Source organism: Pseudomonas sp. 20-5 (genome assembly GCF_056782835.1).
Window position 1 is genome coordinate 4,266,338 of sequence record NZ_CM165584.1, and the last position, 22,816, is coordinate 4,289,153.

Consider the following 22,816-nt stretch of genomic DNA (forward strand, 5'->3'; position numbering starts at 1 on the left):
GCGCACGCCGCCCATCAAGAGTAGTGACAGCGACAGCGATTTACTGCCCGGTAAAATGCGAAAACGGTGTTCTCGATACGAGAACAATGCCATTCCCCGGGCGCGCTACGCTTGCCCTGCCATTGTCTTTCCCGTACGTGCGACGCGCGCATCCCCTTACCAGGAGTTCTCCCGCATGCGACAGTCTGCCTCCCGATTGTTTCGAGATTCGCCATGAGCCTGCGCCTTGAAGACATACAGGCCTTCCTCAACGTGGTCGAGCTGGGCAGCATCAGCGCCGCCGCCGAACGCATGAGCCTGTCCAAGTCCGTGATCAGCAAACGCGTCAGCGACCTGGAGCGCCACCTCGGCGTGCGCCTGCTCTACCGCTCGACGCGCAACGTCGAGCCGACCGAGGCCGGCGGCTTCTTCTACAAGTCGGCCAAGGCCTCGCTGCAGGACCTGAACAACGCCGCGGAAAGCGTGGCCCTGCGCGAGAACGACCTGTGCGGGGAATTGCGGGTGATGGCGCCGATGAGCTTCGGCACGCTCTGGCTGGGGCCGCTGGTGATGGAATTCATGGCGCGCAACCCGCGCCTGGAAGTGGTCCTGCAACTGGACGACCGGATCGTCGACTTCGAGAAGGAAGGCTACGACCTGGCGATCCGCATCACCCGCCTGCAGGACAGCTCGCTGATCGCCCGCCAACTGGGCACCAGCCGCCGGGTAGTGTGTTGCAGCCCGGAATACCTGGAACGGCACGGCCCGCTGCAACGCATCGAAGACATCCTCTGCCATCCCTGCATCGGCTACAGCCACAACACCCCGTCGCAGCTATGGAGCTTCGAGCCGCGGGTGGCCGGCGAGCCGGCGCGGATGATCACCCCGCGCGGACGCTTCAACACCAACAACGGCCAGACCATGCGCGACGCCGCGGTGCGTGGCCTGGGCCTGGCGATGCTGCCGCTGTTCATCGCCGCCGAGGACCTGGCCGCCGGCCGGCTGGTCGAGGCCCTGCCGCAGGAGCGGCCGCTGGACGACCTGATCTACGCCATGTATTCGCGAGCGGCAACCCTCTCGCCGAAGGTGAAGCTGTTCGTCCAGTTTCTCCAGCAGGCCCTGGGCAGCCCGCCGTGGGGCGTACGCTGAGCCTCGCTCAGCGCTTGCGACAGACGCTCAGCCCGTCGCCGATCGGCAGCAGCGAGTAGTCCACCCGCGCGTCGTTCTTCAGCGCCAGGTTGAGCTGCTGGATGCCGCGGGTATCCGCACTCTTCGGCTGCGCTTCGAGCACCCGGCCGCTCCACAGCACGTTGTCGAAAAGCACCAGCCCACCCTGGCGCACCAGCGCCAGCGCGGCCTCCAGGTATTCGGGGTAGTTGGCCTTGTCGGCGTCGATGAAGGCCAGGTCGAATTGCCCGGCCAGGCCTTCGGCGAGCAACGCACGCAGGGTTTCCAGGGCGGGCCCGAGGCGTAGCTCGATGCGCTCCTCGACAGCGGCTTCGCGCCAGTAGCGGCGCGCAGTCAGGTGGTAGTCGCCGGGCAGGTCGCAACAGGTAAGACGCCCCTGCTCGCCAAGGGCGGTAGCCATGCACAGGGCGCTGTAGCCGGTGAAGGTGCCGACCTCCAGCGCCCGCCGCGCGCCGATCAGGGTCAGCAGCAAGGCGATGAACTGGCCCTGCTCGGGGGCGATCTGCCAGCGTGCGTTGGGCAGCTTCGCGGTTTCCTCGCGCAGGCGGGTCATCAGCGGGGTTTCCCGCAGCGAAACGTCCAGCAGGTAGCGGTAGAGGTTGTCGTCGAGGTTGAGGGTGCGGGTGGTCATCGGCCCGGACCTCCCCGCCTCAGGGCACCCGCGCCAACGGCGACGGCGCGACCAGCACGCGCTTGGCGTCCAGGTACGCGCGTTGCCAGTAGCTGTTCTGCAGGCTGTCCAGGCGCACCGTGCCGCCGGTGCGCGGCGCATGCACGAAGCGACCCTCGCCGACGTAGATGCCGGCATGGCTCACGGTGCGACCACCGGAGGTGGCGAAGAACACCAGGTCGCCGGTCTGCAGGGCCTGCACCGGCACGCTGGGCGCGCGCATGGAAATCATCTCGCGGGTCGAGCGCGGCAGCTTGATGCCGGTCATGTCGCGGTAGACGAAGTTGATCAGGCCGCTGCAATCGAAGCCCGAATCGGGCGTGTTGCCGCCCCAGCGGTAGGGCGTGCCGACCAGGCCGAGGGCACGGAACAGCACATCGTCGGCGGCGGGCGAGAAATTCGTCGCCGGACGGAATACGACCTGTTTGGCGGGCGCGGGGGGCGGCGCTTTGCTGGCGCAGGCGGTAAGCAGCGCAGCAAAGGCGAGGATCGAGAATCGGGCCAGTGCATGCATGGTGGAAGCCTTCCTGGTGAGGAATGCTTCCACTTTGCTACGACAAGGAGTTAAACGCAATACTTAAAGTAAAACTTTAAGTTTAGCGCTTGCTCGTCAGGGCATCCTTGTAGCCGGGTTCGAGCACCCGCTTGGCTTCCATGTAGCTCAGGCTCCAGTAGCTGGAGTCCAGGCTGTCCACCCGCACCCCGCCGCCGCGACGGCTGGCGGAATGGATGAACTGGCCATCGCCGATGTAGATGCCGGCGTGGCTGACGCGACCACGGCCACGGTTGTTGAAGAACAGCAGGTCGCCGGGCTGCAGCTCGTCCTTGGAGACCAGCGGTACGTCCATATCGATGAGTTCGCGGGTGGAGCGCGGCAGCTTGATGCCGGCCTCCTCGCGGAACAGGTAGCCGACGAAGCCGCTGCAATCGAAGCCTTTCGCCGTCGTACCGCCGAAACGGTACGGCGTACCGATCAGTTCGAAAGCGCGCTCGAGGATGCTGGACGCCAGCGCAGGCGTACCAGCCGATGAATTGTCCGCCCCTTCGTCCTCAACATCCTGCCAAGCGATCGCGTCGCGTTCGACGTCGATGCTGCTCTTGGCTGCGGTCGGCTCTTTGGCGACCTGCGGCTCCGGCGAATGGCTGGCGCAAGCGGCCAGCAGCAGAACGAAACTCATGGGCACGAGGGGTGCTAAGCGTTTAAGCATGGGCACGACCGTGTCTCATTAGTTTTACTAGCGGGCTAATTTGCCTTCTCGATCAATCCTATGCAAGTTTTTTATCGATAAATGTGACTTACCACCTGCGGCATGATGTCTAAGGCTCGTCCTGTCATTTTCACATCGACCCGCTCGCTGAGGTCGGTCACGCCAGGATTCACCTCCGCGGTGAAGCCTCCCGCCTGCCGCGTGCGCAGCACCGGTTCGACGATATAGGGGAAGCTCGCGGTGGTTCCCACCACCAGCACCGCATCGAAGCCTTTGCGCAATTCGCGGTACAGGGTATCGATCGCCTCTTCCGGCAACATTTCCTCGAACAGCACCACCGGCGGCCGCAGCACCCCACCGCAAGCGGCGCAGCGCGGCGGCAACTGGCCGTGCAGATGCTCCTCCAGGCCGCCGCTCTCGGCACCGCAGGACTGGCAGTAGAGCGGCGCCAGTTCGCCATGGATCTCGATCAGCCGCTCGGCCGGCGAGCCGGCCTGGCGATGGAAGCCGTCGATGTTCTGGGTCAGCACCCAGCATTCCGGCTTGTGCTTCTGCAACTCGGCGATGGCTTCGTGGCCGGCGTTGGGTCGGGCCGCCAGGCAAGCCTTGCCAAGTTCCGCGAGGTACTTCCAGCACAGCGCCGGATCGCGCCGCAGCATCGGTCCGGAAAGTGCCGCCTCGATCGGCAGGCCCTCTTCCGTGCGACCGTTGTAGAGACCGCCGAGGCCGCGATAGGTGGGCATACCGGAGTCCGCGGAGAGGCCGGCGCCGGTGATGACCAGGATGCGTTCGGCGCGCCGCAGGGCCTGGGCGACGGTGGCGATCGGGCTGTGGCTGTCCATGGTTGGCTCCTGTCAGGCTGGCGGATCGAGGGAAGCCGGCAAGCCGAGCCGGCGCATGCGCCCGAGCAGGGTCGTGCGCGGAATCCGCAACCGGGCGGCGGCCCGGGAGAGATTGCCGCGCGCCTGGCGCAAGGCGTCTTCTATCAGGTTGCGCTCCTGTTGCGCCAGCGCCTCGCGCAGGCCTCCGACCGCCGCGCTGTTCATCGAGAGCGCGGCCTCGCCGCCCACGGCCTCGGCGCCGTCGTCGGCGAACGCCACCTCATCCAGCAGTGCGCCGCCCTCCCCGTGCAGCAACAGGCTGCGCCGGATCACGTTTTCCAGTTGCCGGACGTTGCCCGGCCAGTCGCAGGCCAGCAACTGCGCCAGCGCCCGCTCGCCAAGAGCGGTGACACGCGGGTTGAGGCTGCGCGCATCGCGACGGACGAACGCCCGTGCCAGCAGTTCCACATCGCCGGGGCGCTCGCGCAGCGGCGGGATGCACAGGCTGCCCACGTCCAGACGGTAGTACAGGTCCTCGCGCAGGCGTCCCTCGGCGATCGCCTGGCGCGGCGGCTGGTTGCTCGCCGCGATCAGGCGCACATCGGCCCGCTGCGGGCTCAGGCTGCCCAGAGGCAGGTAGCTGCCGTCCTGCAGGACCCGCAGCAGCTTGCTCTGCATGGCCATCGGCATGGAATTGATCTCGTCGAGGAACAAGCTGCCGCCCTGGGCCAGGGCGAACATGCCCTTGCGGTTCTCGGCGCCGGTGAAAGCGCCGCGGGTGGTGCCGAACAGGGTACTTTCCAGCAGCGTCTCGGGAATCGCTGCGCAGTTCAGGCTGATCATCGGACCGCTGCGTCGCGGGCTCAGGGCATGGGCGCGACGGGCGAACAGTTCCTTGCCGGTGCCGGTCTCGCCATGGATCAGCAGCGGCAGGTCGGTGGCGGCGAAAACGTCCAGGCGCTGCAACTGCCGCAGCAGGCTCGGCGCCACGCTCAGGATGTTCGGGCAATCCGCCAGGCCTGCGGCCTCTTCGGTCTCGGCGACGACTTCGCCGAGTTCCATCGCGCCGAGCAGGCAACCGTCGCGCCCGCGCAGCGGGATCGCCCGGTGGCGATACTGCAACAGCTCGCCGCCGGCCCCCACGTAGGCCTGCAGCGTATCGATCGACGGCCGCCCTTCGGCCAGGCAACGCAACAGCGTGCTTTGCTCGGCCGCCAGCCAGGGAGCGCTCTGCAACAGGTGCATACCCAACGCCCGCTGCGGGTCGAGACCATCGAGCAGGCCGCTGGCACGGTTGTAGTAGACGAAGCGACCGGAGGGGTCGACCACCGTGACCGGTTGCCGCAGGCCGTCGAAAATCGGCGCCAGGCAGTCCACCAACCAGGCCAGTTCACCGCTTCGCGTGGAAATCGTCGGCTCCTCGACAAGCGCCATGCTCTCCCCCTCGGTTTCCCGGATGTCGAAATCTCGTCAGTTGTCCCATCTTCGACGCAGCGCGACCGAGCATCCTTGGCGTGGATCAACCAAGCCCTCGGAAAACCAGGAAAATCCTCCGATTTATCAAGGATTTCCAAGGCAATTCCCGGGCGTTGGCTGGCGCGTGGCTTGCAACGACCTCGTCGTCCCCACACGAGGAAAATCGTCATGTTCAAGCACATCATCGCTCGCACGCCCGCCCGCAGCCTGGTCGACGGCCTGACCTCCAGCCACCTCGGCAAGCCGGACTACGCCAAGGCCCTGGAGCAGCACAACGCCTACATCCGCGCCTTGCAGACCTGCGACGTGGACATCACCCTGCTGCCGCCGGACGAACGCTTCCCCGACTCGGTGTTCGTCGAGGACCCGGTGCTCTGCACCTCGCGCTGCGCCATCATCACCCGCCCCGGCGCCGAATCGCGGCGCGGCGAGACCGAGATCATCGAGGAAACCGTGCAGCGCTTCTATCCGGGCAAGGTCGAGCGCATCGAGGCACCCGGCACGGTGGAAGCCGGCGACATCATGATGGTCGGCGACCACTTCTACATCGGCGAATCGGCCCGCACCAACGCCGAGGGCGCCCGGCAGATGATCGCGATCCTGGAGAAACATGGCCTCAGCGGCTCGGTGGTGCGCCTGGAAAAGGTCCTGCACCTGAAGACCGGGCTCGCCTACCTGGAACACAACAACCTGCTGGCCGCCGGCGAGTTCGTCAGCAAGCCGGAGTTCCAGGACTTCAACATCATCGAGATCCCCGAAGAGGAGTCCTACGCCGCCAACTGCATCTGGGTCAACGAAAGGGTGATCATGCCCGCCGGCTATCCCCGGACCCGCGAGAAGATCGCCCGCCTCGGCTACCGGGTGATCGAGGTGGACACCTCCGAATATCGCAAGATCGACGGCGGCGTCAGTTGCATGTCGCTGCGCTTCTGAACCATGCCGCGGCGGACCGACCCGCCGCCTCCCGCCGTCGCACCCCGGCGCAGGCTCCGCCTGCGCCGGGCGCGACATACCGGATGCAGTTTCGGAGGTGCCACATGGCCGATTCGGACAAGGGAAAACTGGGGCTGCCGGCGCTGACCGCGCTGGTGGTGGGCGGCATCATCGGCAGCGGCATCTTCAGCCTGCCGCAGAACATGGCCGAAGGCGCAGGCGCCGGCGCGATCCTGATCGCCTGGGCGATCACCTTCGTCGGCATGCTGACCCTGACGCGGATATTCCAGTGGCTGTCGACCACCCGCCCCGAACTGGACGACGGCGTCTACGGCTACGCCCGCGAAGGCTTCGGCGAATACCTGGGGTTCAATGCCGCCTGGGGCTACTGGATTTCCGCCTGGGTCGGCAACGCCGGCTACCTGGTGGTGCTGTTCAGCGCCCTCGGCTCGTTCGGCGCGCTGGCCTTCTTCGGCGACGGAACCACCTGGCCGGCGCTGCTCGGCGAATTGACGGTGCTCTGGCTGATGCATGCCTTCGTCCTCCACGGCGTGCACAACGCGGCGATCACCAACGCCATCGTGACCCTCGCCAAGGTGGTGCCGATCGCCCTGTTCATCCTCTGCGTAGCCCTGGCCTTCCGCATCGAGACCTTTCACCTGGACTTCTGGGGCAGCCCGGCCCTGGGCAGCGTCACCCGCCAGGTGGAAACCACCATGCTCTACACCGTCTGGGTATTCCTCGGCATCGAGAGCGCCACGGTCTATGCCAGCCACGCGCGGCACGCGGCCGATGTCAGCCGCGCAACCCTGCTCGGCTTCGTGGTCACCCTGCTGTTGCTGGTCTGCGTCTCGGTGCTGTCGCTGGGCGTGGTGCCGCAGCACGAACTGGCGCAGATGAAGAACCCCTCGATGGCCCAGGTGATGGCCGCGGCGGTGGGCCCCTGGGGCGCCACGCTGATCAACGTCGGGCTGATCGTCTCGGTCGGCGGCGCGCTGCTGGCCTGGACCATGCTCGCGGTGGAAATGCTCTACCTGGCCAGCCGTGGCCCAACGCACACCGCGCCGGCACTGTTCGGCCGCACCAATACGGTGGAAACCCCGGCGCCGGCACTGTGGCTGACCAGCACGCTGATCTCTGCGCTGCTGCTGGTGGCCTTCCTCAACGCCTCGGGCTACAACGCGCTGATCCAGTTGGCCACCTCGATGGCGCTGATCCCCTACCTGCTCTGCGCCGGCTTCTGCCTGAAGCTGGTGGCGCGCCGCCCACACTCGGGCGCGATGCTGGCGCTGGCGCTGTTGGGGACGCTCTACGGGGTCTGGCTGATCTACGCCGCCGGGCTGAAATACCTGCTGCTGTCGATGATCCTCTACGCGCCAGGCCTGGGCTTCTTCCTGCATGCCCGTCGCCAGCGCGGCCTGCCGGCGTTCGGCAATCGCGCCGAAGGCAGCGTCGCGGCGCTGGTGCTGGTCCTCGCGCTGGCGGCGCTGTGGATGATCGGCAGCGGTCGGCTGAGCCTCTAGCTCAATGATTGACCGTATGTGCCAGCATCACCGACAGCTGGCACAGCGGCCGGCCGCTCTCCTCGCGCCACTGGTTGAAGGCTCCCTGGACGGCCGCTAGGTCCTTGAGGCTGGTGGGCGGCTTGTCGATGATTTCCTGGGCCTTCAGCGCGGCGACCATGTCGTCGCTGGGAATGAAGGTGTCCTTGCCGGCCATCCGCAGGAAACGCGGCGCCGACAAGCCGCCGAGCTGGTTGCCGCGCTTGGACAGCAGCTTCCACAGGCCGACGATGTCGGTTTCCGGCCAATCCGCGAGGAAGTTGCCGAAGCTGCCATGCTCGCGGGCCAGGTCGAGCACAATCTGCGCATTGCGCGGCACGCTCTTGAGCTTGCCCAGGTGGCGGATCAGGCGGGCGTCCTGCATCAGCCGCTCGAGATGCTCGGCGCTCATGAGCACGACCTTCTGCGGATCGAAGCCGAAGAACACTTCCTCGAAGGCTGGCCACTTGGCGTCCACCAGGCTGTGCTTGAGGCCGGCGCGGAAGATCCGCAGGCTGATCAGCGACAGGTAGCGGTCGTCACCCACCGCGCGCAGCTCGGCGGCGCTCTTCGGCTGCGGCAGGCGCGCTTCCAGCGCCTCCCTGGAGCCGAAGCGGTTCAGGCAGTATTCGTACATCCAGGCGTAGTCGCGCATCGGGAATCCTTGCAGACCGGAGAGAAGAACTGACCCGCGGCGCGGCTCAGAGGTTCATCACGTCGAGGAAGCGCGGCGTGGCGTTCTCGTCGATGCGCAGGTTGGCGAAGTCGAACAGGTTGCGGTCGGCCAGTTGCGACGGCACCACGTTCTGCAGGGCGCGGAACATGATCTCGGTACGCCCCGGCGATTTGCGTTCCCATTCCAGCAGCATTTCCTTGACCACCTGGCGCTGCAGGTTCTCCTGCGAACCGCAGAGGTTGCAGGGGATGATCGGGAACTCCTTGAGCTGGGAATAGGCCTCGATGTCCTTCTCGCTGCAATAGGCCAGCGGCCGGATCACCACGTTGCGCCCGTCGTCGGCCAGCAGCTTCGGCGGCATGGCCTTCAGGGTGCCGCCGTAGAACATGTTGAGGAAGAAGGTCTCGAGGATGTCGTCGCGATGGTGACCGAGGGCCATCTTGGTCGCGCCGATCTCGTCGGCGAAGGTGTACAGCGTGCCACGGCGCAGGCGCGAGCACAGCGAGCAGGTGGTCTTGCCTTCCGGGATCTTCTCCTTGACCACCGAGTAGGTGTCCTTCTCGACGATGTGGTACTCCACGCCGATCGACTTCAGGTACTCCGGCAGGACGTGCTCGGGAAAACCGGGCTGCTTCTGGTCCATGTTCACCGCGACGATCTCGAAGCGGATCGGCGCGACCTTCTGCAGGTAGAGCAGGATGTCGAGCATGGTGTAGCTGTCCTTGCCGCCGGACAGGCAGACCATGACCTTGTCGCCATCCTCGATCATGTTGAAGTCGGTGATGGCCTCGCCGGCCAGGCGGCGCAGGCGCTTCTGCAGTTTGTTCTGATTGACCGAAAGGGTGCCCATGGTGCTCTGGAATCCGGGTGTTCGAGGAGAAAAGCTGGCTATTTTACGCACAAAGCGACGCCGACCCCAGCCCCTCCCGACGCCCGATGCTAGTCTTGTCCCATGACTCCCGACCTCGACCACCGCCTCGACCTCGCCGGGCAGATCCTCTGCCTGCTGCGCGAGCATCCCGAGGGGCTTTCCGAATACCAGTTGATCCAGCTGCTGAAGGCCCGCCATTCGACGCATATCCCCCATCGCGAACTGGCCGACAAGCTGGTGCTGTTCCGCACCCATTTCCTCCTGTTCAACGCGCTCTACCACCTGCGCGACCACCTCTGGGCCGAGCGCGAGGCGCACCTGGAGATCAGCCCGCTGAGCCTGCGCCTGCATCCTTACGTGGATGGCACGCAGGCGCTGGAACAGGGCGATCCGCTGCGCGACTACTACCTCGACCTGCGTCACCTGGGGGAGACCAGCGAGGCCGACGTCGAGCGGCTGCTGCAGAGTTTCTGGACGCGCATGCAGGGCAGCGAGGAGAAGGCTGCCGCCCTCGCCCTGTTCGAGCTGGAGGGCGCGGTCGACTATCCCGCCATCAAGCTGCGCTACCGGCAACTGGTCAGCCAGCACCATCCCGACCGCGGCGGCAGCACTGCGCGCCTGCAATCGATCAACAAGGCGATGGAAATACTGCAACGCTATTACAGCCGGCCGTGAAGCTTCGATTTGCTCTAAACCCGCGAGCGACGCGGGCTCGGGCCGTTCCTATACTGCGACATAAGGTCGCATAGGTCGGCCGAGCACCGGGTGGCGCTGTCCATGCGCGCCCGGCGCTTCGCTGGGGGGCGACCACATAAGAACGAGGAGGAAACGGCATGATCCATCATGTATGGGGGCTCTTCACCCATCCCGATCAGGAATGGCAGGAAATCCGTGGCGAAGAAGAAAGCATCAGCCACATGTACCTGACCCACATCCTGATCCTGGCTGCCATTCCGGCGATTTCCGCCTATATCGGCACGACCCAGGTCGGCTGGGTGGTCGGCGGCGGCGATCCGGTCAAGTTGACCCAGGCCAGCGCGTTGCAGATGACGGTCCTCACCTACCTGGCGATGCTCGCCGGGGTGGCGGTGATGGGCGCGTTCATCCACTGGATGGCGCGGACCTACGACGCCAACCCGAGCCTGACCCAGTGCATCGTGTTCGCCGCCTACAACGCCACGCCGCTGTTCATCGCCGGGCTGGCGGCGCTGTATCCGCACCTCTGGCTGGGAATGATCGTCGGGGTGGCGGCGATCAGCTACACGGTCTACTTGCTCTACGTGGGGATTCCCACCTTCATGAACATCCACAAGGACGAAGGCTTCCTGTTCTCCAGCTCGGTGCTGGCGGTGGGCCTGGTGGTGCTGGTGGCGATGATCGCCCTGTCGGTGATCCTCTGGGGCAGCGGGGTCGGCCCGGAATACACCAGCTGACGTCCAGCGAACGCATCGTACGACCGGGCCGCGGGCAACCGCCGCCCGGTTTTTTCTTGCCCGCCGCCGCGCTTGCCTGATCCTGCACCCCGGACGAGCGGTCGTCCCGACGCCTGCGCCCGCCCTCCTGTCTCCGGCATAATCGCCCGCTGCTGGAGTCTTCCCGAATGCCCGAACACCTCAACGCCCGCGTCGAGGCCTGCTATCGGCAGGCCGAACACTTCTTCCAACGCAGCTTCCCCCGCCCGACCGTCAGCTTCCGCCTGCGCGGCCAGAAAGCCGGGGTCGCCCATCTCGACGAGAACCTGCTGCGCTTCAATCCCCAGCTGTACCGCGAGAACCGCGAGCACTTCCTGGAACAGACCGTGGCCCACGAAGTCGCGCACCTGATCGCGCACCAGTTGTTCGGCCCGCGCATCCGCCCCCACGGCGAGGAGTGGCAGTTGATCATGCGCGGCATCTACGGCCTGCCGCCGGACCGCTGCCACACCTACGCGGTCAAGCGCCGCGCCACCACCCGCTACCTGTACCGCTGCCATTGCCCGGAGCACAACGACTTCCCGTTCTCCCCGCAACGCCACACCCTGGTGGCCAAGGGGCGCCGCTACTACTGCCGGCGCTGCAAGGCGACCCTGGTGTTCACCGGCGAAGTGCTCCGCGAGTGATTCAGGCGATGGCCCCGGCCGCCTTCAGCTCGGCGATCCGTTCGGCGGAGTAGCCCAGGCCTTCGAGCACCGCCACGGTGTCGGCGCCGAGCGCCGCGCCGATGTGGCGAGGCGCCGGCAGGCCGGCGGAAAACTTGATCGGACAGGCCATCTGCGCCTGGCTGCCGCCGTCCGCCAGCGGCACCCGGGCGACCAGCCCGCGCGCCTGCAACTGCGGGTGTTCCAGCGCCTCGGAGAGCGGCAGCAGCGGCTCCACGCAGGCATCCAGGGCGGCGAACACCGCCTGCCATTCGGCGAAGTCGCGTTTCTCGAACTCCATCTCGATCTCGCGCTTCAGCGCCCGCTGCTCTTCCGGCTTCGGCGACAGGCCGCGGGCGGCCAGTTCCGGGCGGCCGATGGCGGCGCAGAACTGCTGCATGAACTGCGGTTCCAGGCTGCCCACCGAAAACCAGCGGCCATCGCGGGTGCGGTAGTAGTCGTAGAAGCTGCCGCCGTTCAGCGCCAGCGCCTCCATCTCCGGCTCGACCCCGGCCGCGAGATAGCCTGCACCGGCCATGCCGTTCAGGCTGAAGGCGCAGTCGGTCATGCTGATGTCGACGAACTGCCCCTCGCCGGTCTGCTGTCGGTGGATGACCGCCGCCAGCAGGCCCATCACGCCATGCAGCGAACCACCGGCGAGGTCCGCCAGTTGCACCCCCAGCGGCAACGGGCCACGCTCGCGGCGCCCGGTGTAGCTGGCGACGCCGGCCAGCGCCAGGTAGTTGATGTCATGCCCGGCGCGCTCGCGGTACGGCCCGGTCTGGCCGTAGCCGGTGATGGCCACGTAGATCAGCCGCGGGTTCGCCGCCTTCAGCGCCTCGTAGCCGACGCCGAGCTTGTCCATCACCCCCGGACGGAACTGTTCGAGGACGATGTCGTATTCGCGTACCAGCTCCAGCACCACCTCGCGTGCGCCCTGCCGCTTCAGGTCGAGGCCGATGGAACGCTTGTTGCGGTTCAGGTAGGCATGGCTGGCCGAGGTGCCGTCGACGTGCGGCGGCAGCACCCGCACCAGGTCCATGCGCCCGGGCGACTCCACGCGCAGCACGTCGGCCCCCATGTCGGCCAGCAGCAGCGAGGCGAACGGCCCCGGCAACAGGGTCGAGAAATCCAGCACTTTCAACGATGACAACGGGCCTTTCATGCTCCCTCCTCTGGGTCGCCGGGCATTGGTCGGGATCGCCTGCCGAGCAGCCTATCCACCCGCCGCGCGGCGCGACATGGCCGTGGCGTCAGAGCTTCATGCCGCGGCTGATGATCTCTTTCATGATCTCCGAGGTACCGGCGAAGATCCGCTGGATGCGGGCGTTGGCGTACATCCTGCAGATCGGATACTCCCACATGTAGCCCCAGCCGCCATGCAGTTGCACGCCTTCGTCGACCACCTTGCCCAGCAGCTCGGTGGTGAACAGCTTGGCTTCGGCGGCGACCTCGGGGGACAGCTTCTTCTGGTTGTGGTCCATCACGCAGCGGTCGGTGAAGACCTGCGCCACGTCGATCTGGGTACGCATTTCGGCGAGCTTGAAGCGGGTGTTCTGGAAGTGCGCCACCGGCCGGCCGAAGGCCTGGCGCTCCTTCACGTAGTCGATGGTCGCCTGCAACGCCGCCTCGGCCCCGGCCACCGCGCCGCAGGCGTTGGTCAGGCGCTCCTGGGCGAGCATGTTCATCAGGTAGAAGAAGCCGCCCTTGGCGTCGCCCAGCAGGTTTTCCTTCGGCACCCGCACATTGTTGAAGAACAGCTCGGCGGTGTCCTGGCTCTTCATGCCGAGCTTCTTCAGGTTGCGCCCGCGCTCGAAGCCTTGCATGCCGCGCTCCACCAGGAACAGGCCCATGGCGTGCTTGTTCGCCGGATCGGTCTTCGCCGCGACGATCACCAGGTCGGCCAGCAGGCCGTTGGAGATGAACACCTTGGAGCCGTTGAGCAGCCAGTGGTCACCCTTGTCCACCGCGGTGCTGCGCATGCCGGCCAGGTCGGAGCCGGCGGACGGCTCGGTCATGGCCACGGCGAGGATGGTCTCGCCACGGACGATCCCCGGCAACAGGCGGGCCTTCTGCTCGGCGCTACCGTATTCGGCGATGTACGGCCCGCACAACGCCGAGTGCAGCGGGATCATGAAGCCCGGTTCGTTGATCCGCGCCAGCTCCTCGCACATGATCTGCTCGTAGCGGAAGTCCTTGAGCCCGGCGCCACCGTACTCCTCGTCCGCCCAGGGCAGCAGGAATCCCATCTCCCCCGCCTTCCTCCAGACAGCGCGGTCGACCACCCCGGCCTCTTCCCAGGCGTCCTGGTGCGGCACCACCTCTTTGTCGAGAAAGGCGCGGAAGGCATCGCGGAACAGGTTGTGTTCGGTCTCGAAGATCTGCCGTTGCATGTACGGGGACTCCCTGCGGTCAGTGGTTCCGCAGGGTAGGCGGCGCCGGCCGGCGCCCTCAATGACGCGAGCGCTCAGGCTCGGTTGACCGAATCGGTCAGCTACCAGTCCATGCTCGCCGGCTGCACGCCCGGGTGGGACGGGAACAACGGCAGCACCTCCTCGGCCAGTTCCTGGATGACTTCCGCTGCCGGCCTGGCGGCGAACTGGATGCCCAGGGCGGCATGGTTGACGCCCGCCGCACGCCATTCGCCGAGCAGCTCGATCAGACCGTTGCGCCCGGTGCGCAGGACGTAGCCGCCGTGCAACGGCGTACGCGGATACGCCGGGTCGTCCACCAGGTCCAGCCATTCGTTGGTCATGTGCGGGCGGAACCCGCCGTCCGCGATGGACATCCTCCAGGCGCGGATCTTCCGGGCCAGGCGACGTGGTCCGGACGCATCGACAGTCGACTCCGGATAGGTCAGCCAGCCATCCGCCTGGCGAGCCAGCCAGTCCGCCGGCTGCCGCGCGGAGCCGGTGACGACCAGCGGGATGGCGCCGGCCGGCGGACGCGGCAACAGTTCGGCGTCGTCCAGCGTACCGAGCGGCGAGGCGACGTGCCGGCAGCCGTGCAGCAGTTGGCGCAGGTAGTCCAGGCCCTGGGCGAACCGCTCGCCGCGCTGCGCATGCTCCAACCCGTAGGCGGGGAACTCCACCGGCCGGTCGCCGGAGGCGAGGCCCAGCACCAGGCGTCCGCCGGACAACCGGTCGACGCTCGCCGCGGCCTTGGCCAGGTCGACCGGTTGGCGCAGGGAAAGCACCGCGCTGCCGGTGGCCAGGGCGATACGGCGGGTCCGCGCGGCCAGATAGCCAAGGTAGGTGAACGGGTCGAACACTTGTCCGGCATCGCCGAAGCGTGGGTCGAACAGCGGTACGTCGCGTACCCAGACGGCGGCGAATCCCAGTCGATCGATTTCTTCGACCAGCCGCGCCTGGCCCAGCAGCACCCGCATGTCGCCCTGGTAGAAACGCAACGGCAGGAACAGGCCCAGGGTCAGCGCGTCTGCGGCGAACATGCGCCGATAGCCAGGGTGCCCGACGAAGGCCGGCGCCGAGGCGCCTTGCAGCAGGGCGCTCATGGACCCACCGCCGGTTCCGGCAGGAGGATCCCGCGCTGCACCGCAGGCCGCAGGGCCATGCGCCGGTGCCAGTCGTCCAGGTGGCGATAATGGCTGAAGTCGAAGTCGACGATCCGCGCCGTATGGGTCCAGCCGAAGGTGGCGATATCGGCGATGGAGTATTGCTCACCGGCCAGCCAGGACCGTCCGGCCAGGCGCTGGTCGAGGGTGGCGAAAACCTCCTCGGAGAGCCGCCGATAGCGTTCGATGGCCGGCGGGTACCGCTCTTCGGCGAATATCTCGAAATGCACGCGCTGGCCGAGGATGGGCCCCATGCTGGAAGCATGGAAAGTCAGCCAGGTCAGGGCCTCCCAGCGTTCCCGGGGGGCGTCGGGAAGCAACCGCCCGCTGGTCTCCGCCAGGTACTGCAGGATCGCCGCCGACTCGAACAGGGTGATGCCGGCGGCCCGGTCTACCAGCACCGGTATCCGGCCATGTGGATTCAGGCGCAGGAATTCCGGGCGGCGTTGCTCGCCATGGTCGATGCGAACGTGGTGCAGTGCGTAGGGCAGCCCCAGTTCCTCGAGGGCGATGGTGATCTTGAATCCGTTGGGTGAACTGTCGCTGTAGAGCTGGAGCGAAGGCATGGCAAGTATCCTTGCAGCGCTGGACTATCCGGCGCCTGGGCGATGGGGGCGGCGCCGACCGGGGAAACCGCCTCGGCCGCTTCCCGCACACCGAAGAAAGCAGCTAGGCTAAAGTCTCTCGTTTCGCCACACATGCTGAAGCCCAGGTCGGCGGATGAAAAACGATCCTTTCTACAACCTGTTTATAGAAAAACTGAATTCATGGGTGCCGTCCTCCCGCTCCTCGCGCTACGCGCTTTCGTCGAAACCGCCCGCCATGGCAATCTCACCCGCGCGGCCGCGGCCATGGGCGTCACTCCCGGCGCGGTAAGCCAGCAGCTCAGGGCTCTGCAGGCGCGCACCGGCGTCGTCCTGTTCCAGCGCTTCAGCCATGGCATGCGCCTGACGCCGGAGGGCGAGCAGGTCTATCCCGGCCTCCGCCAGGCCTTCGAGCAGATCACCGCGAGCCTTGCCCAGCTGGAGGCGATCAATGCCCGCCAGACCCTCACGGTCAGCACCGAGCCCTCCTTCGCCGCCACCTGGCTGGTGCCGCGCCTCGGTCAATTCAGCGCGTCGCACCCGCAGGTGGAAGTCCGCGTGGAGGCTACGGCACTGCTCGCCGACCTGCGCCGGGAACGAATCGACGTCGCCATCCGCCACGGGCTCGGCGACTACCCCGGACTCGACGTGCAGGCGCTGATGGCCCCGCCGCTGATCCCGGTGGCCAGCCCGCGCCTGCTGGCGGAAGGCCCTGAGATCCGCGAAGCGATCGATTGCCTGGCCTACCCGCTGTTGCAGGAGTCGGAGCGCAATGACTGGCGCCTGTGGCTGCGGGCGATGGGGGTGGAGGACGACCCGCGCAGCGAGAGAGGTCCGGCTTTCGCCGACGACCTGCTGCTGGTTCGCGCCGCCGAGGCCGGCCAGGGTATCGCGCTGGTACGGGAGATCCATGCCCGCGCCGAGATCGCCAGCGGCCGCCTGGCGGTCGCCCTCGAGCGGCCCTGGCCGAGCCGCTTCGCCTATTACGCGGTGAGCCTGCCAGGAGCGGCGCAACGAGCGCCCCTCTCGCTGTTCCTCGCCTGGCTGCGCGAGCAGGCCGCCGCCGAGGCATAAAAAAACCCGCCACGAGGGCGGGTTCGAAGGGCGGCAGGGAGCTCTTCACTTCCCCCTGCCGAACAGGTTTGAGCTTAGACCGCTTCGCGGCCGCCCACCGGAATATCGCTGGCAGGCGACGAAGCGTTGCCCTCGCCGGCCAGTTCGCGCTGCAAAGTGCCCTCGTCGAGCTGCTTGCACCACTTGGAAACCACTACCGTGGCCACGCCGTTGCCGACCAGGTTGGTCAGCGCGCGGGCTTCGGACATGAAGCGGTCGATGCCGAGGATCAGCGCCAGGCCGGCGACCGGCAGGTGGCCGACGGCGGAAAGGGTCGCGGCGAGCACGATGAAGCCGCTGCCGGTGACGCCGGCGGCGCCCTTGGAAGCGATCAGCAGCACCAGCAGCAGGGTGATCTGGTGGGTGATGTCCATCGGTGTATCGGTGGCCTGGGCGATGAACACCGCGGCCATGGTCAGGTAGATCGAGGTGCCGTCGAGGTTGAAGGAGTAACCGGTGGGAATCACCAGGCCGACCACCGACTTGTTGCAGCCGAGCTTCTCCATCTTGTCGATCATCCGCGGCAGGGCCGACTCGGAAGACGAGGTGCCCAGCACGATCAGCAGTTCCTCGCGGATGTACCTGATGAAGCGCAGGATGCTGAAGCCGTGGGCGCGGGCGATGCCGCCGAGGACGATGAGCACGAACAGGATGCAGGTGATGTAGAAGCACAGCATCAGTTGGCCGAGCTGCACCAGCGAACCCACGCCGTAGGCGCCGATGGTGAAGGCCATGGCGCCGAACGCGCCGATCGGGGCGACCTTCATGATCACGTTGATGATGTTGAACATCACGTGGGAGACGCGCTCGATGAACTCGAACACCGGCTTGCCGTAGCTGCCCAGGCGATGCAGGGCGTAGCCGAAGAGCACGGAGAAGAACAGGACCTGGAGGATGTCGCCGTTGGCGAACGCGCCGACCACGGTGCCGGGGATCACGTTCATCAGGAAGTCGACAGTGCTCTGCTTCTCGCCGGCAGCGGCGTAGGCAGCGATCTTGCTGGTGTCGAGGGTGTTCGGGTCGACGTGCATGCCGGCGCCCGGCTGGACCACGTTGACCACTACCAGGCCGATGATCAGGGCCACGGTGGAGACGACCTCGAAGTACAGCAGCGCCATGCCGCCGGTCTTGCCGACCGACTTCATGCTCTGCATGCCGGCGATGCCGGTGACCACGGTGCAGAAGATGATCGGCGCGATGGCCATCTTGATCAGTTTGACGAAGCCGTCGCCGAACGGCTTCATCGCCACCGCCGTTTCCGGGTACCAGTGGCCGAGCGCGATACCGATGGCGATGGCGACCAGAACCTGCACGTACAGGCTCTTGTAGAAGGGTTGTTTGGTCATGGGCAGAGTCCTCACGGGGGCGCTTCGCCAGTTCCCTGGAACGCGCTCACCGGTAGCGTTACCCCCCTTGCTGGGGAGATTTTTTGTCGTGAACCGCCGCGGCGGAACCTTGCCCAGGCATTGCAGAGGCTGTGCCAGGATGCTCTTTCTCTAAATAAAATCCTTATATATCAACAAGTTAAATAAAAAATGAAAATTGCATAGCGGGCTAAGCGTGGCGGATTACCGCCCGGCGGGCCGGCTGTGCCGCGCGAGCATGGCGGGAGTCCGCCACCACCCTTGTCGTCTTCCGGGTGGCGCCCTACCATCGCCGTTCCAACAACAAGGACGCCGCCATGCGTGAGCGCACCATCGCCAGCCATTTCGTCCGCGCCGCGTTGCGCGGGGCCACGCGCCAAGGCCTGGACGGCCCCGCCCTGCTGCGTCGCGCCGGCATCCAGCCGGCCCTGCTGGACGAACCGCGGGCACGCATCGCGCCGGAGCAGTTCACCCGCCTGATGCAGTTGCTCTGGGAAGTGCTGGACGACGAATACATGGGCTTCGGCGAAGTCCGCAGCAAGCGCGGCACCTTCGCCATGATGTGCCACACCCTGATTCATTGCCGGACCCTGGAAAAGGCCCTGCAGCGCGGCGAACTGTTCTACGGCCTGTTCCCCCAGGCGCCGCTGATCCACCTGCGGCGCGACGGCGACCTGGTGCGCCTGAGCCTCGAGGAACGCCACCTGTCGGACCCGGATCACTTTCTCGCCGAAAGCCTGCTGGTGATCTGGCACCGCCTCGCCAGTTGGCTGATCGGCCAGCGCATCCGCCTGGAGGAAGCCACCTTCAGCTACCCGGCGCCGGACCACCAGGCCGAGTACGACCTACTGTTTCCCTGCCCCCGGCGGTTTTCCGCCGGCTGCACCAGCCTGCTGTTCGCCGCCCGCTACCTGGGCATGCCGCTGCTGCAGGACGAACGCACCCTCAAGCAGTTCCTCCAGCACTCTCCCGCCGACCTGCTGGCGCGCCCGGACGGCGGCGACAGCCTGACCAGCCAGATCCGCCGCCTGCTCGGCCGCGACTGCCGGCGCTGGCCGGACCTCGACCAGGTCGCCCGCCAGCTGCACATGAGTTCGCAGACCCTGCGACGCCACCTGCGCGAGGAAGGCGGCAGCTTCCAGCAACTCAAGGACCACCTGCGGCGCGACCTGGCGATCTACCACCTGGGTCGGGACGAGCTGTCGATCCAGGACATCGCCGAGCAGCTCGGCTTTTCCGAGCCCTCGGCCTTCCATCGCGCGTTCAAGAAGTGGACCGGCCTCACCCCCGGCGCGTACCGGCACCAGGCGGAAGCCTGAAGCTCAGCCCAACTCCTGGCGACGAAGCCCGCTGCGCAGTTGGTCGAGCACCGTGGCGAACGGCTGCGGCCGCCCGACCGCGTAGCCCTGGGCGAAATCCACCCCGAGGCGCGCCAGGTGATCGAGGATTTCCCGGCTCTCGACGAACTCGGCCACGGTCACCGCGCCCAGGCGGTGGGCGATCTGGTTGATGGAGTCGACGATGGCCTGGTCCACCGGGCTCTTGTCCAGGTTGCGGACGAAGCTGCCGTCGATCTTGATCACGTCGACGACGAAATTCTTCAGGTAATTGAAGGAACTCAGGCCGGAGCCGAAGTCGTCCAGCGCCACCTTGCAGCCGAGGTCGCGCAGCTTGGCGACGATCCGCGAAGCCACCGACAACTGGTTCATCAACGCCGTCTCGGTCAGCTCGAAGTACAGGCGCTCCGGCCTCAGCGGCGAGTGTTCGATGCGATCCAGCAGGTAAGGCAGGAACAGCGGGTCGTTGAGCGAGTTGCCGGACAGGTTGATGCCGATGCTCAGGCCCTCCACCGCGGCGATCCGCGCGCCGAAGTTGATCAGCGCCTCGTTGATCACCCAGCGGTCGATGCTGGCCATCAGGTTGAAGCGCTCGGCGGCCGGGATGAAGGCGCCCGGCGGAGTCATCTGGCCATCCGGATCGTACAGTCGCAGCAGCAGCTCGTAGTGCCGGTCGCCGTCGCGGCGGGGGCCGACCGGGACGATCTCCTGCGCCTGCAACTGGAAGCGGTCGTTCTCCAGGGCCTCGCGCAGCCCGCTGGCGAGGAGTATGTCGCGGTGCTGGCGCTCCACTTCCTCATGGCCGAACTGGTACACCGAAACCCGGTTGCGCCCGGCATGCTTGGCCGCGTAGCAGGCCACGTCGGCCTGGCTCATCAGTTCGCTGGTGCTGCGCGAGGTGGCGGTAAGGGCGGTGATACCGATGCTCGCGCCCACGTCGTAGAGCCGCCCTTCCCAGGGGAAGCGCACCGAGCAGATCTGCTCGATGAGCTTGCTCGCCACCTGCTCCGCCTCCGCCAGGTCGCAATCGAACAGCAGCAGGCCGAACTCATCGCCGCCCAGCCGCGCCAGGGTGTCGGAGGCGCGGGTGCGGTCGGCGAGAATCCGGCTCAGCTCGCGCAGCAGCATGTCGCCCGCCGCGTGCCCGGCGGAATCGTTGACCACCTTGAAGCGGTCGAGGTCGATGAAGCACAGCGCATGCTGGGTCGCCCGCTCCTGGGCGTTGGCCAGGGCGCGTTGCAGCTCCTCCTCGAACTTGGTGCGGTTGAACAGCCCGGTGAGGGCATCGTGGGAGGCGTGATAGCTCAGCTCGCGCTGCATCGCCCGGGCCTTGGTGACGTTCTGGAACACCAGCACGGTGCCGATGATCTCGCCATCGCGGGTGCGCACCGGCGCCGCGCAATTCTGGATATCGTGCTGCTCGCCCTTGCGGCTGATCAGCGTGGCGCCGTCCTCCAGGTAGAACACCCGGGTGTTCTGCAGGCAGCGTCGCACCGGGCTTTCCAGGGCCTCGCCGGTGTCGCTGTCGAGCACGTTGAAGACCAGTTCGTGGGGCGCGCCGATGGCGTCCTGCAAGGTCCAGCCGGTCATCGCCTCGGCCACCGGGTTCATGAAGGTCACGCGGCCGCCGGCGTCGGTGGTCAACACGGCATCGCCTATGGAATACAGGGTCACCTGCAGGCGTTCCTTTTCCTCGTGCAGGGTTTCCGCCAGGGTGCGGATCTCGGTGATGTCGCTGTTGATGCCGATCATCCGCACCGGACGGTTGTCCTCGTCGCGCGTCAGCGTGGCGATCGCCCGCAGGTGGCGAACCTCGCGGTTGGGGCGGACGATACGGAACTCGCAGTCGAATTTCTGCAACCCGCTGACGGCGCGCTCCAGCTCGCGCAGCACGCGGTCGTGATCCTCGGCATGCAGGCTCGCCTTCCACTGCTCCACCGTGGTCTCCCCGGGACCGCTGCGGATGCCGTACAGGTCGAACATGCGGAAATCCCAGTGCAGGCGGTTGCGCGCCAGGTCCCACTCCCAGATGCCGATCTGCCCGGCGTCGGTGGCCAGCTTGATCCGTTCGGCGAGGCGCTCGCGCTCCAGCTCGGCACGCTTGCGACTGTCGATATCCTCCACCTGGGTGACGAAGTACTGGGCGACTCCCTCCTCGTCGCGCACCAGCGACACGCTGATGCGCGCCCAGAAGGTTTCGCCGTCCTGGCGCAGGTAGCGCTTCTCCATCTGGTAGGAGTTGATACGCCCGGCGAGCAGGTCGCGCACCAGGTCGAGGTCCAGTTCCAGGTCGTCCACATAGGTGATCTCCTGGAACGACAGCTCGCCCAGGCGTTCGGCGGAATAGCCGAGCATCCGGCACAGCGCCTCGTTGACCTTGAACAGCCGCCCCTCCAGCGACACCAGGGCCATGCCGATCGCCGAGAATTCCATGGCGCCGCGGAACTGCGCCTCGCCGATGGCCACCTGATGCTGCTCGCGGCGGCTGCGCTCCATGATCACCGAGACCAGGAAGGCGGGAATGAGGGTCAAGGCCATCGGCAGGTACAGCAGCGGCTCGCCGAAACGTTGCTGGGACGACTCGGGGACGAACACGCCGAGGGCGATCAGCACGGCGATGAAACAGGTGTTCAGGCAACCGATCAGCGCGGTACCGAACACGCTGGTGCTGGCGGCGGCCACCAGCAGCGGCAGGAGCACGTAGATGAAGGCGTAGGGCAGGCGCGTCAGGGCCACGAAGCTGATCACCAGGGTCACCAGCAGGAGCATCGCGTTGTCCACTCCCGCCCGCCCCGACAGAGCGTGACGCCAGGCCGCCAGGTTGCTGGCCATGCACAATGGCAGCAGCGCGAGCATGCCCATCGCATCGCCCACGTACCAGCGCGCCCACATTTCCGGGAAACGCCCCATGCCGAAGACGCTGACCAGCACCGCGCCCACCGAGGCGCCGAGCAAGGGCGGGATCAGCGCGCCGGCCCAGAGCACGCGAACCGCCGAATGCAGGTTGAATTCGAAGTCCTCGCGCACCCGGTTGATGCGTAACAGCATCGCGGCGAAGATCGCTTCGCTCAGGTTGGCCGGCAGGAACGCCGCGCTCATCCACAGGCTGTCGCCATACAGGCGGTTGGCCGCCAGGTTGGCCACGGCGGAGCAGAGCAGGATCGCCGGCCACTGGCGCAGCGGCGCGCGCAGCAGGGCGGCGGTGAGGATCGCGTTGGGCAGCCAGATCGCCGCGATGGTGGCGGGCTGGCGCGACAGGTAGATGCAGGCCAGGGCGGCGAGAAAGAACAGCACACCGGCCTGGATGCCCGCCCACAAGCCCCTGTCGTCGGTTTTGCCACTGAACATCCGCTCGAATCCCCGGT

Annotated in this window: 21 protein-coding genes; 8 read left to right on the top strand and 13 right to left on the bottom strand. The window is 66.7% G+C overall.

The window, feature by feature from the left end; genetic code table 11:
* Nucleotides 1-213: 213 nt before the first annotated feature.
* Nucleotides 214-1,128, top strand: a complete 915-nt coding sequence (locus AC1RB9_RS19595) for a LysR family transcriptional regulator (RefSeq protein WP_003082475.1) — start codon at nucleotides 214-216, stop codon at nucleotides 1,126-1,128.
* Between the two features lie 7 nt (nucleotides 1,129-1,135).
* Here AC1RB9_RS19595 and AC1RB9_RS19600 read toward each other — a convergent pair whose 3' ends face one another.
* The 5 genes from AC1RB9_RS19600 to ddaR form a co-directional block, all read right to left on the bottom strand.
* Entirely contained in the window at nucleotides 1,136-1,798 is a 663-nt protein-coding gene (locus AC1RB9_RS19600) for an O-methyltransferase (RefSeq protein ID WP_003449153.1), read from the bottom strand.
* Between the two features lie 19 nt (nucleotides 1,799-1,817).
* On the bottom strand, nucleotides 1,818-2,351 hold the full coding sequence (locus AC1RB9_RS19605) for a C40 family peptidase (protein ID WP_003082473.1): 534 nt from the start codon (nucleotides 2,349-2,351) through the stop codon (nucleotides 1,818-1,820).
* 82 nt (nucleotides 2,352-2,433) lie between these two features.
* Nucleotides 2,434-3,051: a C40 family peptidase gene (locus AC1RB9_RS19610; RefSeq protein ID WP_003082470.1), complete on the bottom strand. Its 618-nt coding sequence runs from the start codon at nucleotides 3,049-3,051 to the stop codon at nucleotides 2,434-2,436.
* A gap of 65 nt (nucleotides 3,052-3,116) precedes the next feature.
* Complete coding sequence (locus AC1RB9_RS19615) at nucleotides 3,117-3,887, bottom strand: NAD-dependent deacylase (protein ID WP_003112457.1); 771 nt, start codon at nucleotides 3,885-3,887, stop codon at nucleotides 3,117-3,119.
* A gap of 12 nt (nucleotides 3,888-3,899) precedes the next feature.
* Entirely contained in the window at nucleotides 3,900-5,300 is a 1,401-nt protein-coding gene (gene ddaR, locus AC1RB9_RS19620; RefSeq protein WP_003112458.1) for a transcriptional regulator DdaR, read from the bottom strand.
* Between the two features lie 210 nt (nucleotides 5,301-5,510).
* On the opposite strand from ddaR, the gene ddaH reads away from it, so the two are divergent.
* Both ddaH and AC1RB9_RS19630 read left to right on the top strand, forming a co-directional pair.
* Nucleotides 5,511-6,275 (top strand): dimethylargininase, encoded by a 765-nt coding sequence (gene ddaH / locus AC1RB9_RS19625; RefSeq protein WP_003086612.1) that lies wholly within the window; start codon nucleotides 5,511-5,513, stop codon nucleotides 6,273-6,275.
* A 104-nt stretch (nucleotides 6,276-6,379) separates the two neighbouring features.
* Nucleotides 6,380-7,798 carry a basic amino acid/polyamine antiporter gene (locus AC1RB9_RS19630; RefSeq protein WP_003449150.1) on the top strand — a complete coding sequence of 473 codons (1,419 nt, stop codon included), beginning with the start codon at nucleotides 6,380-6,382 and terminating at the stop codon, nucleotides 7,796-7,798.
* Between the two features lies 1 nt (nucleotide 7,799).
* Here AC1RB9_RS19630 and AC1RB9_RS19635 read toward each other — a convergent pair whose 3' ends face one another.
* Both AC1RB9_RS19635 and ttcA read right to left on the bottom strand, forming a co-directional pair.
* The gene (locus tag AC1RB9_RS19635; protein ID WP_003449134.1) at nucleotides 7,800-8,471 is read right to left on the bottom strand and encodes a DNA-3-methyladenine glycosylase I; all 672 of its coding nucleotides are present in this window, start codon (nucleotides 8,469-8,471) and stop codon (nucleotides 7,800-7,802) included.
* A gap of 46 nt (nucleotides 8,472-8,517) precedes the next feature.
* Nucleotides 8,518-9,342 (bottom strand): tRNA 2-thiocytidine(32) synthetase TtcA, encoded by an 825-nt coding sequence (ttcA, locus tag AC1RB9_RS19640; RefSeq protein WP_003082462.1) that lies wholly within the window; start codon nucleotides 9,340-9,342, stop codon nucleotides 8,518-8,520.
* Nucleotides 9,343-9,444: 102 nt separating this feature from the next.
* On the opposite strand from ttcA, the gene AC1RB9_RS19645 reads away from it, so the two are divergent.
* The 3 genes from AC1RB9_RS19645 (at nucleotide 9,445) to AC1RB9_RS19655 (ending at nucleotide 11,461) form a co-directional block, all read left to right on the top strand.
* Nucleotides 9,445-10,038, top strand: coding sequence for a DNA-J related domain-containing protein (locus tag AC1RB9_RS19645; protein ID WP_003082458.1), 594 nt, complete (start codon nucleotides 9,445-9,447; stop codon nucleotides 10,036-10,038).
* Between the two features lie 158 nt (nucleotides 10,039-10,196).
* A complete protein-coding gene (locus AC1RB9_RS19650; protein WP_003082455.1) occupies nucleotides 10,197-10,796 on the top strand; it encodes a Yip1 family protein in 600 nt (199 codons plus the stop codon).
* A 167-nt stretch (nucleotides 10,797-10,963) separates the two neighbouring features.
* A complete protein-coding gene (locus tag AC1RB9_RS19655; protein ID WP_003082453.1) occupies nucleotides 10,964-11,461 on the top strand; it encodes a SprT family zinc-dependent metalloprotease in 498 nt (165 codons plus the stop codon).
* Nucleotide 11,462: 1 nt separating this feature from the next.
* On the opposite strand, the gene AC1RB9_RS19660 is transcribed toward AC1RB9_RS19655, so the two are convergent.
* From AC1RB9_RS19660 to AC1RB9_RS19675, 4 genes are all read right to left on the bottom strand, one after another.
* The gene (locus tag AC1RB9_RS19660; RefSeq protein ID WP_003082450.1) at nucleotides 11,463-12,644 is read right to left on the bottom strand and encodes a CaiB/BaiF CoA transferase family protein; all 1,182 of its coding nucleotides are present in this window, start codon (nucleotides 12,642-12,644) and stop codon (nucleotides 11,463-11,465) included.
* 88 nt (nucleotides 12,645-12,732) lie between these two features.
* Nucleotides 12,733-13,872 carry an acyl-CoA dehydrogenase family protein gene (locus tag AC1RB9_RS19665; RefSeq protein ID WP_003082447.1) on the bottom strand — a complete coding sequence of 380 codons (1,140 nt, stop codon included), beginning with the start codon at nucleotides 13,870-13,872 and terminating at the stop codon, nucleotides 12,733-12,735.
* Nucleotides 13,873-13,973: 101 nt separating this feature from the next.
* Entirely contained in the window at nucleotides 13,974-14,993 is a 1,020-nt protein-coding gene (locus AC1RB9_RS19670) for an LLM class oxidoreductase (RefSeq protein ID WP_003449131.1), read from the bottom strand.
* Nucleotides 14,990-15,619, bottom strand: a complete 630-nt coding sequence (locus tag AC1RB9_RS19675) for a glutathione S-transferase family protein (RefSeq protein WP_003082444.1) — start codon at nucleotides 15,617-15,619, stop codon at nucleotides 14,990-14,992. Before AC1RB9_RS19675 ends, AC1RB9_RS19670 begins: the two co-directional genes overlap by 4 nt.
* A 201-nt stretch (nucleotides 15,620-15,820) precedes the next feature.
* On the opposite strand from AC1RB9_RS19675, the gene AC1RB9_RS19680 reads away from it, so the two are divergent.
* Nucleotides 15,821-16,711, top strand: a complete 891-nt coding sequence (locus AC1RB9_RS19680; RefSeq protein ID WP_003109209.1) for a LysR substrate-binding domain-containing protein — start codon at nucleotides 15,821-15,823, stop codon at nucleotides 16,709-16,711.
* Nucleotides 16,712-16,785: 74 nt separating this feature from the next.
* Here the strand turns inward: AC1RB9_RS19680 and dctA are convergent, their stop codons facing one another.
* Entirely contained in the window at nucleotides 16,786-18,096 is a 1,311-nt protein-coding gene (dctA, locus tag AC1RB9_RS19685; RefSeq protein WP_003082442.1) for a C4-dicarboxylate transporter DctC, read from the bottom strand.
* A gap of 335 nt (nucleotides 18,097-18,431) precedes the next feature.
* Here dctA and AC1RB9_RS19690 point away from each other — a divergent pair, with 335 nt between their 5' ends.
* Nucleotides 18,432-19,433: an AraC family transcriptional regulator gene (locus AC1RB9_RS19690; RefSeq protein WP_003106595.1), complete on the top strand. Its 1,002-nt coding sequence runs from the start codon at nucleotides 18,432-18,434 to the stop codon at nucleotides 19,431-19,433.
* A gap of 3 nt (nucleotides 19,434-19,436) precedes the next feature.
* Here the strand turns inward: AC1RB9_RS19690 and AC1RB9_RS19695 are convergent, their stop codons facing one another.
* A complete protein-coding gene (locus tag AC1RB9_RS19695; protein WP_003086577.1) occupies nucleotides 19,437-22,799 on the bottom strand; it encodes a diguanylate cyclase in 3,363 nt (1,120 codons plus the stop codon).
* Nucleotides 22,800-22,816 lie beyond the last annotated feature (17 nt).

What these genes read in the sequence shown, in the direction of transcription:
- AC1RB9_RS19595 (WP_003082475.1), top strand. Translation starts at nt 214, where the DNA reads ATGAGCCTGCGCCTTGAAGACATACAGGCCTTCCTCAACGTGGTCGAG.
- AC1RB9_RS19600 (WP_003449153.1), bottom strand. Translation starts at nt 1,798, where the DNA reads ATGACCACCCGCACCCTCAACCTCGACGACAACCTCTACCGCTACCTG.
- AC1RB9_RS19605 (WP_003082473.1), bottom strand. Translation starts at nt 2,351, where the DNA reads ATGCATGCACTGGCCCGATTCTCGATCCTCGCCTTTGCTGCGCTGCTT.
- AC1RB9_RS19615 (WP_003112457.1), bottom strand. Translation starts at nt 3,887, where the DNA reads ATGGACAGCCACAGCCCGATCGCCACCGTCGCCCAGGCCCTGCGGCGC.
- ddaR (WP_003112458.1), bottom strand. Translation starts at nt 5,300, where the DNA reads ATGGCGCTTGTCGAGGAGCCGACGATTTCCACGCGAAGCGGTGAACTG.
- ddaH (WP_003086612.1), top strand. Translation starts at nt 5,511, where the DNA reads ATGTTCAAGCACATCATCGCTCGCACGCCCGCCCGCAGCCTGGTCGAC.
- AC1RB9_RS19630 (WP_003449150.1), top strand. Translation starts at nt 6,380, where the DNA reads ATGGCCGATTCGGACAAGGGAAAACTGGGGCTGCCGGCGCTGACCGCG.
- AC1RB9_RS19635 (WP_003449134.1), bottom strand. Translation starts at nt 8,471, where the DNA reads ATGCGCGACTACGCCTGGATGTACGAATACTGCCTGAACCGCTTCGGC.
- ttcA (WP_003082462.1), bottom strand. Translation starts at nt 9,342, where the DNA reads ATGGGCACCCTTTCGGTCAATCAGAACAAACTGCAGAAGCGCCTGCGC.
- AC1RB9_RS19645 (WP_003082458.1), top strand. Translation starts at nt 9,445, where the DNA reads ATGACTCCCGACCTCGACCACCGCCTCGACCTCGCCGGGCAGATCCTC.
- AC1RB9_RS19650 (WP_003082455.1), top strand. Translation starts at nt 10,197, where the DNA reads ATGATCCATCATGTATGGGGGCTCTTCACCCATCCCGATCAGGAATGG.
- AC1RB9_RS19655 (WP_003082453.1), top strand. Translation starts at nt 10,964, where the DNA reads ATGCCCGAACACCTCAACGCCCGCGTCGAGGCCTGCTATCGGCAGGCC.
- AC1RB9_RS19660 (WP_003082450.1), bottom strand. Translation starts at nt 12,644, where the DNA reads ATGAAAGGCCCGTTGTCATCGTTGAAAGTGCTGGATTTCTCGACCCTG.
- AC1RB9_RS19665 (WP_003082447.1), bottom strand. Translation starts at nt 13,872, where the DNA reads ATGCAACGGCAGATCTTCGAGACCGAACACAACCTGTTCCGCGATGCC.
- AC1RB9_RS19670 (WP_003449131.1), bottom strand. Translation starts at nt 14,993, where the DNA reads ATGAGCGCCCTGCTGCAAGGCGCCTCGGCGCCGGCCTTCGTCGGGCAC.
- AC1RB9_RS19675 (WP_003082444.1), bottom strand. Translation starts at nt 15,619, where the DNA reads ATGCCTTCGCTCCAGCTCTACAGCGACAGTTCACCCAACGGATTCAAG.
- AC1RB9_RS19680 (WP_003109209.1), top strand. Translation starts at nt 15,821, where the DNA reads ATGGGTGCCGTCCTCCCGCTCCTCGCGCTACGCGCTTTCGTCGAAACC.
- dctA (WP_003082442.1), bottom strand. Translation starts at nt 18,096, where the DNA reads ATGACCAAACAACCCTTCTACAAGAGCCTGTACGTGCAGGTTCTGGTC.
- AC1RB9_RS19690 (WP_003106595.1), top strand. Translation starts at nt 18,432, where the DNA reads ATGCGTGAGCGCACCATCGCCAGCCATTTCGTCCGCGCCGCGTTGCGC.
- AC1RB9_RS19695 (WP_003086577.1), bottom strand. Translation starts at nt 22,799, where the DNA reads ATGTTCAGTGGCAAAACCGACGACAGGGGCTTGTGGGCGGGCATCCAG.